Origin of the sequence: Pedobacter cryoconitis (assembly GCF_014200605.1) — a bacterium.
Lineage (GTDB): Bacteria > Bacteroidota > Bacteroidia > Sphingobacteriales > Sphingobacteriaceae > Pedobacter > Pedobacter cryoconitis_B.
Window position 1 is genome coordinate 974,772 of record NZ_JACHCE010000002.1, and the last position, 19,384, is coordinate 994,155.

The window sequence follows — 19,384 nt, forward strand, 5'->3', positions numbered from 1 at the left end:
GTTGAATTTTTTAATGTCGGAATGGGACCTGTTCAAACAGGAGCCCATTCTGACTTTTTAAATTTTCAAATTCAAACAACAGAGCTATGTCTTACAAAAAGGATAATAAATTAAAAAGCAATTTCACCTCGATTACCATTAGTTTGGCATCGCCGGAGGCTATTTTAGAGCGCTCTAGTGGTGAGGTGTTAAAACCTGAGACTATTAATTATCGTACTTACAAACCTGAACGTGATGGTTTGTTCTGCGAGCGTATTTTTGGTCCGGTAAAAGATTACGAATGTCACTGTGGTAAATACAAACGTATCCGTTATAAAGGTATTGTTTGTGACCGTTGTGGTGTTGAGGTAACGGAGAAAAAAGTACGTAGAGAGCGTATGGGACACATTAACTTAGTAGTTCCTGTTGCGCATATCTGGTATTTCCGTTCATTGCCAAACAAAATTGGTTACTTATTAGGCCTTCCTACCAAAAGATTAGATTTGATCATTTACTACGAGCGTTATGTAGTTATTCAATCTGGTTTAATGGAAGAACAGGGTATCCAGTATATGGATTTCCTGACTGAGGAAGAGTACTTAGATATTCTTGATAAATTACCTAAAGAAAACCAATACTTAGACGATAAGGATCCTAATAAATTCATCGCCAAAATGGGTGCTGAAGCATTAGAAGATTTATTGAAACGTATTGACTTAGATACTTTATCTTATAACTTACGTCACCAGGCTGCAAACGAGACTTCTCAGCAACGTAAAAACGAAGCATTAAAACGCTTACAGGTTGTTGAAGCTTTCCGTGGTGCAAGAACACGTATTGAGAATAATCCAGAATGGATGATTATCAAAATTGTTCCTGTTATTCCACCAGAATTGCGTCCGTTAGTACCTCTTGAAGGTGGTCGTTTTGCTACTTCAGATTTGAATGATCTGTACCGTCGGGTGATTATCCGTAACAACCGTTTAAAGCGTTTGATCGAGATTAAAGCACCAGAGGTTATTTTACGTAACGAGAAACGTATGTTACAGGAAGCTGTAGATTCGTTATTCGATAACTCACGTAAAGTAAATGCGGTAAAAACTGAAGGTAACCGTGCTTTGAAATCTCTTTCAGATATTCTGAAAGGTAAACAAGGTCGTTTCCGTCAAAACTTATTGGGTAAACGTGTGGATTATTCTGCGCGTTCGGTAATTGTTGTAGGTCCAAACCTTAAATTACACGAATGTGGTTTACCTAAAGATATGGCTGCTGAGCTATTCAAACCGTTTATCATTCGTAAGATGATCGAACGTGGAATTGTGAAAACAGTTAAATCTGCAAAGAAAATTGTTGACAGAAAAGATCCGTTAGTTTGGGATATTCTTGAAAACGTTTTAAAAGGACACCCTGTATTACTGAATCGTGCACCTACGCTGCACAGATTGGGTATCCAGTCTTTCCAGCCTAAATTGGTGGAAGGAAAAGCAATCCAGTTACACCCGTTAGTGTGTACTGCATTCAACGCCGATTTTGACGGTGACCAGATGGCTGTGCATTTACCTTTAGGTCATGCTGCGATTTTGGAAGCCCAGGTATTGATGTTAGCTGCACACAACATTCTGAATCCTGCAAACGGTACTCCGATTACTGTACCTTCTCAGGATATGGTTTTGGGTCTTTATTATATTACTAAAGGCCGTAGAACTGATGCTCAGCGTGTTGTTAACGGACAGGATTTCTCATTCTATTCTCCGGAAGAAGTTATCATTGCTTACAATGAGAAACGTATCGATCTTCACGCATTTATCAAAGTAAAGGTAAATGTTAAAGACGCTGATGGAAATATCGTTAATAAATTAACTGAAACTACAGTTGGTCGTGTACTGTTTAATCAAATGGTTCCGGCAGAAGTAGGATATATCAATGAATTGCTGACTAAAAAATCACTGAGAGATATTATCGGTGATGTAGTTAAGGTTACTGGTATGGCTCGTGCATCAAGATTCCTTGATGATATTAAAGAGTTAGGTTTCCAAATGGCATTCAGAGGTGGACTATCGTTTAACTTACAGGATGTGAACATCCCTGCAGAAAAACAAGTTCTTTTAGAACAGGCTTCTGCTGAAGTTGAAGAGGTAAGGAATAACTATAACATGGGATTCATTACCAACAACGAGCGTTACAATCAGATTATCGATATCTGGACTCGTATCAACAACCGTTTAACATCATTCGTGATGACTCAGTTATCCAGCGATAACCAAGGATTTAACTCGGTATATATGATGCTTGACTCTGGAGCACGTGGATCTAAAGAGCAGATTCGTCAGCTTTGCGGAATGCGTGGTCTGATGGCAAAACCTCAGAAATCAGGTTCAGGTGGTGAAATTATTGAGAATCCGATTCTTTCGAACTTTAAAGAAGGACTATCAGTATTAGAATACTTTATCTCTACCCACGGTGCGCGTAAAGGTTTGGCGGATACAGCGTTAAAAACTGCAGATGCTGGTTACCTGACCCGTCGTTTACATGACGTTGCTCAGGATATGATCGTGAACGCTGCTGATTGTGGTACTTTAAGAGGTATGTATACTACTGCGTTGAAAGATAACGAAGATATCGTTGAACCATTATATGACAGAATTTTAGGTCGTATTTCACTTCATGATGTATTTAATCCTCTGGATGGTGCATTATTGGTAAGTGCTGGTCAGGATATTGACGAAGATATCGCAAAAGCAATCGATGAGTCTCCTTTAGAAGGCGTGGAAATACGTTCAGTATTGACATGTGAAAATAAAAGAGGTGTTTGTGCGCTTTGTTACGGACGTAACCTTGCAACTGGTAAACGTGTTCAACGTGGTGAAGCTGTCGGCGTAATTGCTGCACAGTCTATCGGTGAGCCGGGTACACAGTTAACATTACGTACGTTTCACGTGGGTGGTACCGCATCGAACATTGCTGCTGAATCTCAGATCAATGCGAAGTTTGATGGTATCATAGAATTCGAAAACGTTCGTACTGTAGCAAATGATACAGGTGAGCAAGGTGTGAAACAAATTGTTTTAGGCCGTTCAGGTGAATTCAAAATCGTAGAAAAAGGTACTGGTAAAGTTATCATGACTAATAATATCCCTTACGGTTCATTCTTATATGTTGAAGAAGGAGCTGAAATTAAAAAAGGAGATAAGATTTGTTCATGGGATCCGTATAACGCGGTTATTATCTCAGAGTTTGCCGGTAAAATCGAATTTGACGCAATTATTGAAGGTGTTACCTTCCGTGAAGAGTCAGATGAGCAAACCGGTCACCGTGAGAAAGTAATTATCGATACACGTGATAAAACTAAAAATCCATCAGTAAGAGTATTAGATAAAAAAGGTGAATTAATCAGACAGTATAACATTCCTGTTGGTGCTCACGTTTCTATCGATGATGGAGAAGCAGTTAAAACTGGTCAGATCTTAGTTAAAATCCCTCGTGCTACAGGAAAAACAAGAGATATTACGGGTGGTTTACCACGTGTAACTGAATTGTTCGAAGCACGTAACCCTTCTAACCCGGCTGTAGTAACCGAGATTGATGGTGTTGTAACTTTAGGTGGTGTGAAACGTGGTAATCGTGAGATGACTATCGAATCAAAAGATGGTGAGATCAAGAAATATCTGGTACCATTATCTAAACACATCCTGGTTCAGGACAATGACTTCGTGAAAGCTGGTATGCCATTATCGGACGGATCGATTTCTCCTGCGGATATTTTAGCAATTAAAGGTCCTGCGGCTGTACAAGAATACTTAGTGAATGGTATCCAGGAGGTTTACCGTTTACAAGGTGTAAAAATCAATGATAAACACTTTGAGGTTATTGTACACCAGATGATGCAGAAAGTTCATATTGAAGATCCGGGAGATACTACATTCTTAGAAAATAACTCTGTAGATCGTTGGGACTTCATGATTGAAAACGATGATATCTATGACAAGAAAGTTGTTATTGATGCTGGTGATTCAAATACTGTTAAACCAGGTCAGATTCTTTCTCTGCGTAAATTAAGAGACGAAAATTCTCAGTTAAAACGTAAAGATTTGAAACAGATCGAAGTTCGTGATGCAAGATCAGCAACTGCTAGTTCTGTATTACAAGGTATTACACGTGCATCATTAGGTACGAAATCATTCATCTCTGCAGCTTCCTTCCAGGAAACTACAAAAGTATTAAACGAAGCTGCAATTGCGGGTAAACGTGATAACATGCTTGGATTGAAAGAAAACGTAATCGTTGGTCACTTGATTCCTTCAGGTACTGGTGTACGCGGATACGAACGTATTATCGTTGGTTCACAAGATGAGTATGACAAATTATTAGCTTCGAAACAAGAAGAAGAAATTGAAGCGTAATTTAAATAGTTAATTTTTTTTAATCCCTCCTGAGCAATCAGGGGGGATTTTTTTTGCTTGTTTTTTAGCTGTACAGATCTGATATTACCAGGGACCCGGTAATAAAATATATTTGATTAGGCTACCACCCTAATCATTTAAAAAAGTAGTTTTGTGTTATGGAAAACGAAAACAACGACAATCAAATTAATATTGAACTTTCTGAAGAAGTAGCAGAAGGTATATTTTCAAACCTTGCAATTATTACCCATTCCAATACGGAGTTTGTACTGGATTTTATCAGAGTAATGCCAGGAGTGCCAAAGGCGAAGGTAAAATCAAGAATTATCCTGACCCCGGAGCATGCTAAAAGATTAATGATAGCTATGCAGGATAATATAGAAAAGTTTGAAGCAATTAATGGCAGAATTAAAACTCAGGAAGAACCATCAGGGTTCCCAATGAATTTTGGCGGGCCAACAGCGCAGGCTTAATCTTTTATAACATCTATCCAAAGAATCCCCATATAAATTTTGTCCGGAGCCGGATACAATTTATATGGTCGATTCTGAATGACAAAGATCAGCCGGACTGATTAGAAGTCTTATTGGACTGATGAAGCTATCCTCCTATGCTGCCCAATTCTGTTTATTTCGATTGGTGTGCTGCTGCAACGCTCGTTTCGAGAAAATTAATGACCTCGATAGATTGATCAGGAGTGAACCAATGGATTTGTTCATCTCTTCTAAACCAGGTTAACTGACGTTTTGCAAAACGGCGTGTATTCTGTTTAATCTTTTCAACTGCTTCCTCATAAGTGATTGTACCATCCATATAGTCAAAAAGCTCTGCATAACCGACAGTTTTCAAGGCATTGAGTGCTCTGTAATCCTGCAGCGATTTTACCTCTTCTAATAAACCTTCCTGTAACATGAGGTCTACTCTGTGATTAATCCGCCCATAAAGCAGCGGTCTCTCCATGTTCAACCCAATTTTTATAATATCAAAGGGCCTTTGTTTTTTACTGTTTGTGAGGAAAGAAGAAACCTTTTTTCCTGTAGACAGGAAAAACTCCAGTCCGCGGATAAGGCGTTGTGTATTTGCCTGGTCTACTTTGGCATAATACTCCGGATCTGCAGCTTCAAGCTGCCTTTTAATTGGTTCCAGTCCTTCTGCCTCAAATAAAGCATTCAGCTGATTTCTGATCTCCATATCCGTATCAGGTAATTCATCAAGGCCTTTGGTTACAGCATCCAGGTATAAACCAGATCCGCCAACCATAATAGCCAGGTCATTCCTTGTAAATATTTCATCTAGAATCTCAAGGGCTTGTTTCTCGAAATCTCCGGTACTAAAAAAAGTATGAATAGAATGGGAATCAATAAAATGATGCTTAGCTGCAGCAAGTTCATGCGCGTGAGGCTTCGCTGTCCCGATAGACATCTCTTTGAAAAACTGTCTGGAATCGGCAGAGATGATTTCTGTTTTGAAATGCCGGGCCAGCGTAATAGCTAAAGCTGTTTTACCTATCGCCGTTGGCCCCGCAATTACAATTAATGTTTTATTTTTTGCCATTATATGGCTTAATAGTCTTCTTTGCTATCATATTCGTCTTCATGGTAATCCTCATCCTCAGAGAAATCATCTGCATCTGAGTCATCGTCATCAGCATCTTCACTTTTTTCTGATGTCGTGATACCTCTGCCATCCATAGCTTCAATTTCTTCCGTATCCTCAGGTACAAAATCCATTTCGTTCAGGAAGTCGAAATCATTTGAAATCGGGTTATTTGTTACTACTTCGGTTGGAATATTGTTTGCATCAAAAATCTTAGGTGCTTCACCAATACTTTTGAAAAGCACAGGATATTCTATATTAGGATCTGTCTGCAAAATAATCTTGATCAGCTCTACATGGAATTCATAGGGACGGTCAAAATTGTATATATAGTAGAATTTTTGGTGTGGATCTTCAATAAAAGCACTCAGTTTTGCCTTCTCCATTAAAGCTACGCCACGATCAACCTTCTTTTGAGTAGGTAAATAGGCGATTTCATCCCCTTTGATCCAGTGATCAGAGCTTACATAAAAAGAAGAAGATTTTTCAGCGTTATAACCTGTTGTGCGGTGCAGTGCTTTATGTAAATCTTCAAAAGTTTGTGTTGATTTGATATCGATCTCTCTGATTACTTCATCGTAATCGTCAAAACTAAGTCTGAATCTGTAAATTGCCATTTGAGCTTTATTTCTAATAGTATAAAATTATAAAATAAAATATAGTTTTCATTTGAATATATTTTATTTTACGAGATATGACGACACTATGAACTGTAATCCTGATAATTACAGCTATAGTGGTAACATTATTTATTTGGTTTTTTCTGTAACAGGTGTAAGTCCAAATTCTTTTCCTTTACGCAGCATAAATGCTAACGCTTCATCGGGTGAATTTGTTATTTCGCCTTCCAGAATTGCTTCACGAATTGCATTTTTTATCATGCCCACTTCTTTACCGGCAGCAAGGCCGAATACTTCCATGATGTCATTTCCTGAAACAGGAGGTTGCCAGTTTCTAATTTTGTCCCGCTCTTCAACATCTTTCAGCTTTTGTTTAACCAGCTCAAAGTTATTGCGGTATTTTTTTATTTTATATTCGTTTTTCGTAGTGACATCTGCATTGCAAAGTAACATCAGGCTTTCAATATCTTCGCCCGCATCAAACAGAACACGTCTTACCGCCGAATCTGTAACTACTTCCTGGGCAAGAACAATAGGTCGTAAATGCAGCTGAACAAGCTTCTGAACAAATTTCATCTTCTCATTCAATGGAAGTTTCAGCTGTGCAAAAATATGAGGAACCATTCTTGCCCCTTTATCCTCATGTCCATGAAAAGTCCAGCCATGATTTTCTTCAAAACGTTTGGTTGGTGGTTTCGCTATGTCATGAAGAATTGCTGCCCAGCGCAGCCAGAGATCCTCTGTAACTTCACAAATATTGTCCAGTACCTGTAAGGTATGATAAAAATTGTCTTTATGTCCTTTTCCATTGATCACCTCTACACCAAACAGATTAGCCATCTGCGGGAAGATGATATGAAGCAGACCAGTATCAAAAAGATATTTGAACCCTATAGAAGGAACAGGCGAAAGAATAATTTTATTCAGTTCATCTGTAATTCTTTCTTTAGAAACAATGCTGATTCTTTCTTTTTGTTTGGCTATTGCAGCCAATGCCTGAGCGTCAATGCTGAAATTCAGCTGAGTCGCAAAGCGGATGGCACGCATCATGCGCAAAGGGTCATCAGAAAAAGTAATTTCGGCATCCAGTGGCGTGCGGATCAATTTATTATTTAAATCTTCTACACCACCAAAAGGATCAACCAACTGACCAAAATTCTCTTTATTAAGTGAAATTGCCAAAGCGTTGATCGTAAAATCCCTTCTGAGCTGATCATCTTTAATAGTCCCGTTTTCTACGATAGGCTTGCGGGAATCGGCACGGTAAGACTCTTTTCTTGCCCCAACGAATTCAAGCTCAAGATCACGGTACTTTAACATAGCCGTACCAAAATTCTTAAAAACAGCAACTTTGCTCTTTAAATGTTTTCCGGCAAGTTCAGCAAATTCAATCCCATTCCCTAAAACGACTACATCAATATCCTTTGATGGTCTTTTCAGAAAAATATCCCGTACGTATCCACCAATCACATAGGCTTCGATATGATTTTCATCGGCAATGCCAGCCAGCACCTTAAAGACAGGATGTTCTAGATTTTTTTTCAAAATTATATATTGTTTTGAGCCTATAGGCCCAATGTTGATTTCAATGAGACTGCAAAAATAGCAAAACTTACTTTCTAATGAAGGAAAATTGACCAGATGGACTTAATTTCATGATGGTCGATGACTTCTTTTTGATTTTAAGTTCTTGCTCCCAGTCCACTACATAGTCTACTGCTGACTTAATCTCTTCGTCGATTTCGTCAAAAAAAGCAGGAGTCGGCTGTCCGGAAATGTTTGCGGAAGTAGAGACAACCGGTTTTCTGAAACGTTGTAGTAATTGCTGGACGAAATCATGTTTAATGACCCTTATGCCCACACTACCATCTGCATTGATTACATTTTTAGCCAGGTTTTTTGCTCCTGAAAAAATGATGGTTAAAGGATGCTCAGCATATTCAATCAAATCGTAAGCTACCTCAGGTACTTCATCAATATAACTTTGTATTTTCGAATCATTATCTAGCAGAATAATAAAACTTTTGTCAGATGAGCGGCCTTTGATTGCGTTAATTTTTTCGACTGCTTCTTCGTTTGTAGCGTCACAACCAATACCCCAGACTGTATCAGTAGGATAAAGAATTACACCCCCATTTTTCAAGACCGTTAAAGCCTTGTCAATTTCCGTTTTTAGCATGGTGTAAATTTATTAAATAATCTTGTTATTCAAGCAGGATCTTAAGCCGGCAGGATCATGTTCCTGTAAGAATTCATCAGTTGACTGGCTAATACCGGGGTATTGAATTTTTGCGCAAAGCTTAATCCTCCCTCTTTCATCCGTTCAGCCAGGTCGGGATCCGCTAAAATAGTATTCACTGCTTTGGCCAGTGCAGTAAAATCATGAGGATCTACATACAGGCTATAAGGGCCGCCAGCCTCTTCCAGGCAGGAACCTGTGGCAGAAACAACTGGTATTTTACCATAAAGTGCTTCAATTACCGGGATACCAAATCCTTCGTAAAAAGAAGGATAAACAAATACTGTGGCTAACTGATAAATAGAAGGGAGGTCGGAGAATGGAATATCTTTCAGAAAGATTACCCTTTCTTCGAGGCCCAGGCGCTGAATTTCGGCCATTACTTTTTGTGCATAGGGCTGCTTTTTACCTACTACAACCAGTTTATAGGCAGGATCGATAGCAGGCAGCGCCCGCACCACAGCCAACAGATTTTTTCGGGGTTCAATAGTCCCTACATTAAGCAGGTACTTCTGTGGCAAACTGTACTTTTCACGTATCTTCTCTTTAAAATCCTGTGGGATCAGCTGTTTAAATGAATCATCACAGGTCTGATAGAGCACTTCTATTTTTGAAGGGTCAATATGATAATATTTAATAATATCATTTTTTGTCTGTTCGCTGATTGCGATAATATGATCTGCATGCCGACAGGCATATTTACTTTTAAAATTGTAAATCGTACGGTCTATGAATTTATAGTACTGCGGGTAACGCAAAAAAATAAGATCATGCATAGTAACCATAGTCTGAATAGAAGAAGGCATCCCTATTGGGATTTCGTTACTCAAACCGTGATAGATAGTAATATTGTCTTGCTTTAACTGCTTTTTGATACCGAAACTTCTCCATAACAAAGAAGATTTCCGGGGAAGCATAAGATGGATATTCTCCTTTTTGAAAAAAGAAGAAATCTGCCCGTGACTTTTGACCTTCGGGCTGTAAACAAAGTATTGGTTTTGAGGAAAAAATTCTGATAACTGTAAAACAAGAGATCTGCTGTAATTACCTAAACCAGTCAGGTTATTGGCAGCCCTTTTTCCGTCAAAACCAATATTCATTAAACTGCTACGTTATTTTCTCTTAATGCATCATTAAGTGAAGTCTTTTTATCTGTAGACTCTTTACGTTTTCCGATGATCAGTGCACATGGAACCTGGTAATCACCTGCAGGGAATTTTTTAGTATAACTTCCTGGGATCACTACTGATCTTGCAGGCACGATACCCTTATATTCAACAGGAGTACTTCCCGTAACGTCAATAATTTTAGTAGAAGCAGTCAATACAACGTTTGCGCCTAAAACAGCCTCACGTTCTACGCGTACACCTTCCACAACAATAGCTCTTGAACCTAAGAAACAATTGTCTTCAATGATAACCGGAGCAGCTTGAATCGGCTCTAAAACGCCACCAATACCAACACCACCACTTAAATGTACATGTTTTCCGATTTGTGCACATGAACCTACAGTAGCCCAGGTATCCACCATTGTACCTTCATCAATATAAGCACCGATGTTCACATAAGAAGGCATTAAGATTACCCCTTTAGATAAGTATGCTCCATAACGTGCACTTGCACCAGGAACAACTCTTACACCCAGTTCTTTATAATTGGTCTTCAATTTCATTTTATCATGAAATACAAAAGGGCCAACTTCAATTTCTTTCATTTCTCTGATAGGGAAGTAAAGAATAACAGCTTTCTTTATCCACTCATTGATTCCCCAAGAATTTAGAATTGGTTCAGCAACACGGATTTCTCCTTTATCAAGCTGCATGACTACAGTCTCGATCGCTTCACAATATTCAGTATATTCTAATAAAGTTCTGTCTTCCCAGGCAGCCTCTATTAACTTTTTCAACTCTTTAATCATTATCAATTTTATTTTTTCACAAAATAAATCAATTTTATGTATTGCGCGATCTTTTACTTGTGTATTTTTGATTTTTTATGGCAGAGCAGGAAAAATTAAGGATAGATAAATACTTGTGGGCAATAAGATTGTTTAAAACAAGAACTTTAGCAACTGAAGCGTGTAAAGCCGGCCGTGTTAAATTTAACGGTCAGAATGTGAAAGCTTCTGTAGTAGTAAAACCCGGAGATGTTTACCAGGTTTCCAAAGGGATCGAGAAAAAAGTAATCGAAGTAGTTGAGCTTTTGTATACCAGGGTAGAATCTAAGATTGCGGTTACAAAATATAAAGATATTACCCCGCTGGAAGAAACCCAGGGCTATAAATCAATGTTCCATTCTCCGGTATTGATCCGGGACAGAGGAGCCGGCAGGCCTACTAAAAGAGACCGCAGGGAGATTGACGATTTAACAGGCAGTCTGTTTGATGACGATAAAAAAGAAGAATAAGCATAAAAAAGCCCCCAAATAGTGTCTAACTTTTTGGGGGCAGTGCAATTCCGGGGCTTTTTTATGAGCTGTAGCAGCTTATTTTTTGTCAGCTTTGTAACCGTCATTAAGACCGGTAATTACTTCACTTGTCACATCCAGAGAAGGATCAGCGAATAAAATTGCACTGTTACCTTTCTGGTAAGTCAATACCATTTTATAGCCTTTACCTTTAGCATAGATTTTCAGGTAGTCAGCAATTTTGTTGTACAATTTTTCTTGTTCAGCACCTTGCTCATTTTGCAATGCTGCACCAGCATTTTGCTGATAAGCCTGTAATTCCTGTTGTTTACGTGCTAATCTTTGTTCAGTAGTCGCTCTCTGGTCAGCAGGTAAAGTATTTTGAGTTTGCTGATATTGAGCAACCTCACGCTGGAAAGCTTGTTGTTTAGCAGCAAGATCAGTTTGAGCAGCTTTAGATTTAGCATCTAATTTAACCTTAAGATCTTTGAAGTACTGGTACTTGGTTAATAAAGAATCCGAATTTACATAAACGATAGGCTCGTTAGCTTTAACTGGAGTTGCAGCAGCGTCAGTTTTTACCGCAGTATCAGTCGCAGCTTTATTGTCTTTATTCTGGCAGGATGCCATTACTGAAACTAATGCTACAGCGGTAGCCAGTGTGCTTAGTTTGAAGGATGTTCTGTTCATTTATGCGCTTATTATTTTTTGTGGGTTTTAATTCTTTTTCAGTTATCGTACCCTTTTCTGCTTTAAAAGAATGGGAGAAATTTTAGCAAATATAAAATTTCCAATTTAGTATCCTAAATAACTTGTTTTTTTTGGGTCACTAATGCACTTTTTTGCTCAAATAGTTATCCACATTTGCCTTTAATTGGCCATAATTGGTTATTTTTGAATCTTATTTTTTATTAACATTTATGAGCGAAGAAAAAGATTCAAAGTCAAATTATTCGGCAGATAATATACAGGTATTAGAAGGTTTAGAAGCGGTGCGTAAGCGCCCTTCAATGTATATAGGTGATACGGGTGTTAAAGGATTACACCATTTGGTTTATGAAGTCGTGGATAACTCCATTGACGAGGCTTTAGCCGGACATGCCAATACGATTACGGTAAATATCCTTAAAGATAATTCAATCAGGGTTGAAGATAACGGTCGTGGTATTCCTACCGGGATCATGCAAAAAGAACAAAAATCGGCACTTGAGGTTGTAATGACCGTACTGCATGCCGGTGGTAAGTTCGATAAAGATACTTATAAAGTTTCCGGAGGATTGCACGGGGTAGGGGTAAGTTGCGTGAACGCACTATCTACACACCTGAAAGCAGAAGTTCACCGTGAAGGTAAAATCTGGGTACAGGAGTACCGTGAAGGTAAACCACAGTATGATGTGAAAACTGTTGGGGAAACTGAAAAAAGAGGTACTGTGATCACTTTTACCCCTGATGACAAGATCTTTACCCAGACTACAGAATATCGTTACGATACATTGGCTTCCCGTCTAAGAGAGTTATCTTTCTTAAATAAAGGAATCAGTCTGACCCTTACAGACGAACGTGAAGTAGATGATCAGGGCAATTTCCTGACTGAGCTTTTCCTTTCTGAAGGTGGTTTAAAAGAGTTTGTTCAGTTTTTAGATGGAGGTCGTCCTTCGTTAATTGCTGAGCCTATTTATGTAGAGGGAATCAAAAATGGTATTCCGGTAGAGCTTGCTTTGCAATACAATGACAGTTATGCTGAAAATGTACACTCTTATGTAAATAATATCAATACACATGAAGGTGGTACACACATTGCCGGTTTCAGAAGAGGTTTAACCCGTACTTTGAAAGCTTATGCTGATAAATCAGGTTTACTTAAAAACGTTAAATTTGAAATTACAGGTGATGACTTTCGTGAAGGTCTTACTGCAGTAATTTCAGTAAAAGTACAGGAGCCGCAATTTGAAGGGCAGACCAAAACCAAATTAGGTAATACTGAGGTTATGGGAGCTGTAGATATTGCTGTTGGTGAAGCATTAGGTATTTATCTGGAAGAATATCCAAGAGAAGCCAAAATGATTGTCAACAAGGTTATTCTTGCGGCAACAGCACGTGCAGCAGCACGTAAAGCACGTGAGATGGTTCAGCGTAAGAGTGTAATGGGCGGATCTGGCTTGCCAGGTAAATTAGCCGATTGCTCGGACAGTGATCCTGAAAAATGTGAATTATACCTTGTCGAGGGAGATTCGGCGGGTGGAACGGCAAAACAAGGCCGTGACCGTAATTTCCAGGCTATTCTTCCGCTTAAAGGTAAAATCCTGAACGTGGAAAAAGCAATGGAGCATAAAATCTACGAAAACGACGAGATCAAGAATATGTTTACTGCCCTTGGGGTAAGTATTGGTACTCCTGAAGATGATAAAGCATTAAACCTGACTAAACTTCGCTACCATAAGATTGTCATCATGACGGATGCGGATATTGACGGATCACACATTACTACGCTGATCCTTACCTTCTTCTTCAGATACATGAAAGCATTAATCGAAGCTGGTTACGTTTATATTGCAGCGCCGCCACTTTACCTGGTTAAAAAAGGAAAAGAGCAGGAATATTGCTGGAATGATATTCAGCGTGATGCAGCAGTACAGCGCTTAAAAGGACAAGGTAAAGAAGAAAGTGTTCACATTCAACGTTACAAAGGTTTGGGTGAGATGAACGCAGAACAACTTTGGGATACTACTTTAAATCCGGCTAACCGTACGTTAATGCAGGCTACAATTGAAAACGCTGCTGAGTGTGATCATACTTTCTCTATGTTAATGGGAGATGAAGTAGCACCAAGAAGAGAGTTTATAGAAAGAAACGCGAAATACGCGAAGATTGACGCTTAAGCATTAAGCTTTAATCGCATAAAAAAGGAGATGTCTGTAAAAAGACACCTCCTTTTTTCATAAAATATAAGCCAATCAATTCCCTTATACTATAAGATATAATAGGTTTTGGAATTATGCACAGGCTCCATTGCCATTTTGTCTTCCTGGTAATGTGCATCATTTAACATCTGAGATAAATCACGTTCTATTGTTCTCGAAATGGTCGTTGTAGGCGTATCAGTAGGTTTATTCTCAAAAGGGTCTTGCAGATGAATAGCCATTTTCTCAATTAACAGGAATGCAGCTGCAATAGCAATTACTACAGGCACTTCGATATAACCAAAAAACTCAATCAGTCCGAAAGGCAGCATAATAATAAACAGGTAAATCGTCATATTAATATACTTACTATAAGTCACCGGGAACACCGTATTTTTAATCCTTTCAGAACCACCCATACGGTCACACAGATTAGACAAAGTTCTATCGATTTCTACCTGCTGATAAGTATTAATCCAGCCTTCTTTAACCGCCATTTTGATATCCCTTGCATGTAATTCTAAAATAGACATCGGGATGTTTTTATAACGGCTGATAAAATCAAGTTCCTCAGGTTTCATAAACTTATCCAGTCCGAGTACCGGGCTGGTATTTCTCAGCGACTGACTTAAACCATGGGCCCAGGCAATCTGTCTTTTTACAAAACGCTCTTTAAATAACTGGATCTCTGCAGAATAATAAGGGTCATCAATAAAATACAGGATCTGTCTGGTCAGAGATCTTGAATCATTGACAATTGCACCCCATAGGATACGTGCTTCCCACCAGCGGTCATAAGCCTGGTTAGAGCGGAACGCTAATAAAAGGGAGATCACAGTTCCTAAAAGTGCAGGAACAGCAATTGGAATAGAAATTCTGGTAAAATGAAAGTTTTCATAAAGGACTACGATACCAACGGCATACACAGAAACTAAAATCAGATCTTTATAGATTTTGCCAAATATATAACTAAGCGGGACATTCTTCTTTAATAACATAATAGATGTTTTAAAATTAATAACTAGACAAGCTGGGCTGTTTCCTGCTCCAGAGCGATCTTTTTGTTGGTTTTAACCGATGGTTCATCCTGAACGACATCAATTACCGGGATACCCGATTTATTCAAAAAAACATCAGGGTTGATGCTGTATTTAGAGATTGGGCGGAAACTATAAGTAACAGGACAGTAAATGAAATCCACCTCATTCGCTTCAGCGAAATTTCTGAAGGCAGCCATTGTACTCCCATAGAAATATTCAATTCCTACAGCACTTACTTTTTCTGCATACTTTTTTTTGAAGTCGTAACATGCCTTATGAAAAGATTCTGGAATCTGTCCATACTCGGTACTTCGGCGGGAGAGCATTAATAAATCAGAGATAGAATCAGTTAGCTTATAAGCATGAAAGAAAATAATCTTAACCGGTTCGCTTTTAAAATTCTTTAAAATATCCTCTGTTAGATAGACCGATGTTTCGTTGAAATCTGTAGGAATTAAAATGGTTTTCATATTGTATCTTGATTAGTTAATGATACAATAGTACAGGCCGTACATTACAGCCACATAAGAGTGAGATTAGAGCGGGATTAGAATTGTAAGTAAGCCCGATAAATGGGGCTTAAAAGCTGAATTATTGAAAACCAGTGGCTTAATTAAAGAGCGCGGGGCAGTAGAATACTCATTTCAGTTCCTGATTCCTGAACTGTTTTAATTGCAATACTGCCTTTGTGCAGTCGGATAATATTTAAAGATAAAGGAAGACCTACCCCATAGCCATTATAGCGTGTTGTATTCGACGCACGGAAAAAAGGTTCAAACACATGCTGTAATTCATCCTCAGGAATTCCGATACCCTGATCTTTCACACTAATTACAATATTTGTTCTTGTCACTGACAAACCCAGGTCAACAACCCTGTTGTCAGAATATTTACACGCATTGTTAACAATGTTGGTTACAGCCAATTTAATCAGGTTTAAATTACCATGCAGATTAATGCTTTCCGGATTATCAGGAAGTTTAGAAAGGTCTATCCGGATCTGGTTTTCCGGGTTAACCAGGTCAATAGACTCTTTGACATCCCAGATCAGCTCATCCAGACGGATATCTTCCCAGCGCTGTTTTTCTCCGTCAAAGCCCGATTGTGCTAAACTCAGCAAACTGGTCAGAATGTTTTCAAGTCTTTCCGCCTCCGCTTGAATTGTGGCCAGTGATTTTTGAAATTCGGGGTCCAGATGTCCGGCCCTAAACACTGCCAGTTCAGCTTCCCCGCTGATAATCGTTAAAGGCGTCCTTAATTCATGCGAAGCATTACTGATAAAATTATTCTGCGTTTCAAATGCAGTCTGCAGCCTGTCCAGCATATCATTAAAAGTCTGTGTAATTTCCGCAATCTCATCACTGCCTTTAATTAGCGGCAGGCGCTGATGTAAATTTTCTGCACTGATCCCTTTCGCCTTCTTAATCAATTCCCTGATTGGTTTAAAAGTAAAATCAGAAAACTTTCTTCCCACAAAATAGGATAGGGCTACCGAAAGGAAAAAACCTGCAAACAAGATCTTCTGCAGATCCTTTAGCTCCCTGTAACCATAAGGATCTTTAGCCGAAATAATAACTATATAGCCATTTGGGCCCTGTTTTAAGTATTTACCTGCATAAAATACATTCTCATTTCTATAACGGGCCATCTGACCGGATTCTATGGTTTTATAAAAACTGGAAGGCAGGTGTACCCTTTTATCAAAAGCTATTTTGCTTGCCTTGTCGGCTAAAAAAACCTGTTCCTCCTCTTGTGGAAGACGTTCCAGATATTTTTGACGTGCCTCTCTGTATTCAACTGTGTTTGCTCCGGTAGCCAGTTTAATCTGGCTCGCTATATTTACCCTGGCTTCCAGTCTTTTGTAGAAATCTTCAAAAGCAAACTCATTGGCAAAATACCAGACAAAACCACTTAATAAAGAGATGATAACGGCTGATAGAATAGCAAATAAGAAAGTGATGCGGGTATTTAAATTCATTACATTGATTTTTCTTTTAACAGATAGCCAAGACCAACTACCGTATGGATCAGATTGGTACTAAAACCCTTGTCTATTTTCTTTCTGAGGTAATTGACATAAACATCAACCACATTGGTTCCCATATTAAAATCAATATCCCATACATTCTCAAGGATATCAATTCTGGATAAAGTCTTATTTTTATTCCTGGCAAAAAACTGAAGCAGGCGGTATTCGGTAGCTGTAAGTGTGATTTCCTGATCAGCTCTGGTTACCGTTTTACCAGAAATATTGATTTGTAAATCACCTATGGTAATAATCTCGTCAGCCTGTTGAAAACCAGCATACCTTCTTAACAGAGTACGTATGCGGGCACTAAGCTCAGCAATTTTGAAAGGTTTGACCAGGTAATCATCAGCACCATTGTCCAGTCCGGTCACTATATTTTCAGTACTTCCAAGTGCAGTAAGCATGATAATAGGTGTCTGCGGGTAATTTTTCTTGATTTGTTTACACAAGTCAAGCCCGTTAATTCCCGGAAGCATAATATCAAGAATAATCAGGGCAAAAGAATGTGCGCCAACCATTTCTAAAGCAATAAATCCGTCGGGGGCTATACTTAACTCAAATCCCTCATTGCTTAAACCTCTTTTCAAAACAGACACCACATTCGGCTCGTCCTCAACAATAAGAAGTTTCATAAGCAAATATTTTATTTGAACACAAATTTAAGCAGAATAAGCAAAATTAGCCCGGTTTGGACGAAAATAGAATCTTTAGCTTCTTATAATTGATTTTTGCATGATATTTATGGAATATATCACTCCCTAAAATAGCTACAATCCGCGGGTGCCCCATTAATACATAAGCATCATTTACTGTTTCCAGATCCAGTGCAACCGCAGGATAAGATTTAATAATCAGCTTACCGATTTTTAGTTTTGGGATTACAGCCTGTATCGTGCTCGAAGTGGTAAACAGCGTAGTCGCATTTGCATCTTCGGGAATCATGATATCGTCGCTGTTCTGCTCAATAAAAGTTTTATTAAATACAGATCTCGAAGCTCCTGTATCTACAACCGCCCAGTGTTTAGTGCCAAAAACAACGATTTCCACCAATAAGTGGAAACCGTCATCATTTAAATTTATTAAAGTAAGAGGTACTGTGATTGTCCGCATTAAATCAGCTTCATATCTTTCAGTACATTATTCATTGCCCTTACTGCATCAGCGCTCTTATTGAAAGCCGCTTGCTCCTGTTCATTCAATTTATAATCTATAATTTGTTCCCAGCCATTACGGCCTACAATTACAGGAACACCCAGGCAGATATCCGACTGGCCATATTCGCCATCAAGGGCTACACAGCAGGTAAATAATTTTTTCTCATCGCGTACAATGCTCTCCACTAAAGCGGCGCCGGCAGCACCAGGTGCATACCATGCCGAAGTACCCAGTAAACCAGTTAAGGTCGCTCCACCCACCATGGTATCAGCAGCAACTTTAGCCAGTACCTCAGCAGATAAAAGGTTCGTCACAGGTAAACTCTGGTAAGTTGCGTAACGTGTTAATGGAATCATCGTTGTATCGCCATGTCCGCCAATAACGAATCCCTGTAAATCATTTGAATTACAATTTAATGCAACGCTCAGGTAATATTTAAATCTTGCGCTGTCCAATGTACCACCCATACCAATGATTCTGTTTTTAGGCAGTCCCAGTGATTTAAGCGACAAATAAGTCATCGTATCCATTGGATTACTGATCACGATAATAATCGCATCAGGAGAGAACTTCAATATATTTTCGGCAACACCTTTAACAATACCAGCATTGATACCAATCAGCTCTTCGCGGGTCATTCCCGGTTTACGCGGAAGGCCAGAGGTAATTACAGCTACTGCAGAGCCTGCAGTCTGGCTGTAGTCATTAGTCACACCAGTAATTTTAGTATTAAAACCCAATAATGCGGCAGTCTGCATCATATCAATAGCTTTACCTTCAGCAAAACCTTCTTTAATATCTAATAAAACTAACTCTTCTGCTAATTCTTTTCTAGCAATATTATCTGCACAAGTAGCACCAACTGCTCCTGCACCAACAACTGTTATCTTCATGGATTCAATTTTTAAATTGTAATAAAATCTTCATTAGATCTTCCTGCCCAAGTTATAAAATTTAAGGCATTATTAGAAAATTTCGACATATTCTTAGCTAAAGTTTAAAATTGCTTTTTAAAACTTT

17 protein-coding genes are annotated in these 19,384 nt (G+C 38.7%); 4 read left to right on the plus strand and 13 right to left on the minus strand.

Annotated elements, in window-relative coordinates; translation table 11 throughout:
• The first annotated feature begins 86 nt into the window (after positions 1–86).
• Together rpoC and HDE68_RS10330 are read left to right on the plus strand one after the other, a co-directional pair.
• Entirely contained in the window at positions 87–4,379 is a 4,293-nt protein-coding gene (gene rpoC, locus HDE68_RS10325) for a DNA-directed RNA polymerase subunit beta' (protein WP_183881484.1), read from the plus strand.
• A 158-nt stretch (positions 4,380–4,537) separates the two neighbouring features.
• The gene (locus HDE68_RS10330) at positions 4,538–4,852 is read left to right on the plus strand and encodes a DUF3467 domain-containing protein (RefSeq protein WP_183881485.1); all 315 of its coding nucleotides are present in this window, start codon (positions 4,538–4,540) and stop codon (positions 4,850–4,852) included.
• Positions 4,853–5,006: 154 nt separating this feature from the next.
• Here the strand turns inward: HDE68_RS10330 and miaA are convergent, their stop codons facing one another.
• The 6 genes from miaA to HDE68_RS10360 form a co-directional block, all read right to left on the minus strand.
• On the minus strand, positions 5,007–5,933 hold the full coding sequence (miaA, locus tag HDE68_RS10335) for a tRNA (adenosine(37)-N6)-dimethylallyltransferase MiaA (protein WP_183881487.1): 927 nt from the start codon (positions 5,931–5,933) through the stop codon (positions 5,007–5,009).
• Positions 5,934–5,941: 8 nt separating this feature from the next.
• The gene (locus HDE68_RS10340) at positions 5,942–6,592 is read right to left on the minus strand and encodes an IS1096 element passenger TnpR family protein (RefSeq protein ID WP_183881489.1); all 651 of its coding nucleotides are present in this window, start codon (positions 6,590–6,592) and stop codon (positions 5,942–5,944) included.
• Positions 6,593–6,724: 132 nt separating this feature from the next.
• On the minus strand, positions 6,725–8,140 hold the full coding sequence (locus tag HDE68_RS10345) for a CCA tRNA nucleotidyltransferase (protein ID WP_183881491.1): 1,416 nt from the start codon (positions 8,138–8,140) through the stop codon (positions 6,725–6,727).
• Between the two features lie 67 nt (positions 8,141–8,207).
• Positions 8,208–8,774, minus strand: coding sequence for an L-threonylcarbamoyladenylate synthase (locus tag HDE68_RS10350; RefSeq protein WP_183881493.1), 567 nt, complete (start codon positions 8,772–8,774; stop codon positions 8,208–8,210).
• A 41-nt stretch (positions 8,775–8,815) separates the two neighbouring features.
• Positions 8,816–9,934, minus strand: a complete 1,119-nt coding sequence (locus tag HDE68_RS10355; protein ID WP_183881495.1) for a glycosyltransferase family 4 protein — start codon at positions 9,932–9,934, stop codon at positions 8,816–8,818.
• Entirely contained in the window at positions 9,934–10,752 is an 819-nt protein-coding gene (locus HDE68_RS10360) for a 2,3,4,5-tetrahydropyridine-2,6-dicarboxylate N-succinyltransferase (protein ID WP_183881498.1), read from the minus strand. Before HDE68_RS10360 ends, HDE68_RS10355 begins: the two co-directional genes overlap by 1 nt.
• Positions 10,753–10,829: 77 nt before the next feature.
• On the opposite strand from HDE68_RS10360, the gene HDE68_RS10365 reads away from it, so the two are divergent.
• Entirely contained in the window at positions 10,830–11,240 is a 411-nt protein-coding gene (locus HDE68_RS10365; RefSeq protein ID WP_183881500.1) for an RNA-binding S4 domain-containing protein, read from the plus strand.
• A 78-nt stretch (positions 11,241–11,318) separates the two neighbouring features.
• On the opposite strand, the gene HDE68_RS10370 is transcribed toward HDE68_RS10365, so the two are convergent.
• A complete protein-coding gene (locus HDE68_RS10370) occupies positions 11,319–11,930 on the minus strand; it encodes an OmpH family outer membrane protein (protein WP_183881502.1) in 612 nt (203 codons plus the stop codon).
• A 230-nt stretch (positions 11,931–12,160) separates the two neighbouring features.
• Between HDE68_RS10370 and gyrB the strand changes: the two genes are divergently transcribed.
• Positions 12,161–14,119, plus strand: a complete 1,959-nt coding sequence (gyrB, locus tag HDE68_RS10375) for a DNA topoisomerase (ATP-hydrolyzing) subunit B (protein WP_183881504.1) — start codon at positions 12,161–12,163, stop codon at positions 14,117–14,119.
• A gap of 89 nt (positions 14,120–14,208) precedes the next feature.
• On the opposite strand, the gene HDE68_RS10380 is transcribed toward gyrB, so the two are convergent.
• The 6 genes from HDE68_RS10380 to mdh all read right to left on the minus strand — a co-directional run bounded on the left by HDE68_RS10380 (position 14,209) and on the right by mdh (position 19,257).
• Positions 14,209–15,138 carry a bestrophin family protein gene (locus HDE68_RS10380; protein WP_183881506.1) on the minus strand — a complete coding sequence of 310 codons (930 nt, stop codon included), beginning with the start codon at positions 15,136–15,138 and terminating at the stop codon, positions 14,209–14,211.
• 23 nt (positions 15,139–15,161) lie between these two features.
• Positions 15,162–15,650, minus strand: a complete 489-nt coding sequence (locus tag HDE68_RS10385) for a hypothetical protein (protein ID WP_183881508.1) — start codon at positions 15,648–15,650, stop codon at positions 15,162–15,164.
• 143 nt (positions 15,651–15,793) lie between these two features.
• Positions 15,794–17,158: a sensor histidine kinase gene (locus HDE68_RS10390; protein WP_183881510.1), complete on the minus strand. Its 1,365-nt coding sequence runs from the start codon at positions 17,156–17,158 to the stop codon at positions 15,794–15,796.
• Positions 17,158–17,841, minus strand: a complete 684-nt coding sequence (locus HDE68_RS10395; protein WP_183881512.1) for a response regulator transcription factor — start codon at positions 17,839–17,841, stop codon at positions 17,158–17,160. Before HDE68_RS10395 ends, HDE68_RS10390 begins: the two co-directional genes overlap by 1 nt.
• A 46-nt stretch (positions 17,842–17,887) precedes the next feature.
• Entirely contained in the window at positions 17,888–18,319 is a 432-nt protein-coding gene (locus tag HDE68_RS10400; RefSeq protein WP_183881514.1) for a retropepsin-like aspartic protease, read from the minus strand.
• Positions 18,319–19,257 (minus strand): malate dehydrogenase, encoded by a 939-nt coding sequence (gene mdh / locus HDE68_RS10405; RefSeq protein ID WP_183881516.1) that lies wholly within the window; start codon positions 19,255–19,257, stop codon positions 18,319–18,321. The genes HDE68_RS10400 and mdh overlap by 1 nt, the downstream gene beginning before the upstream one ends.
• Between the last annotated feature and the right edge of the window lie 127 nt (positions 19,258–19,384).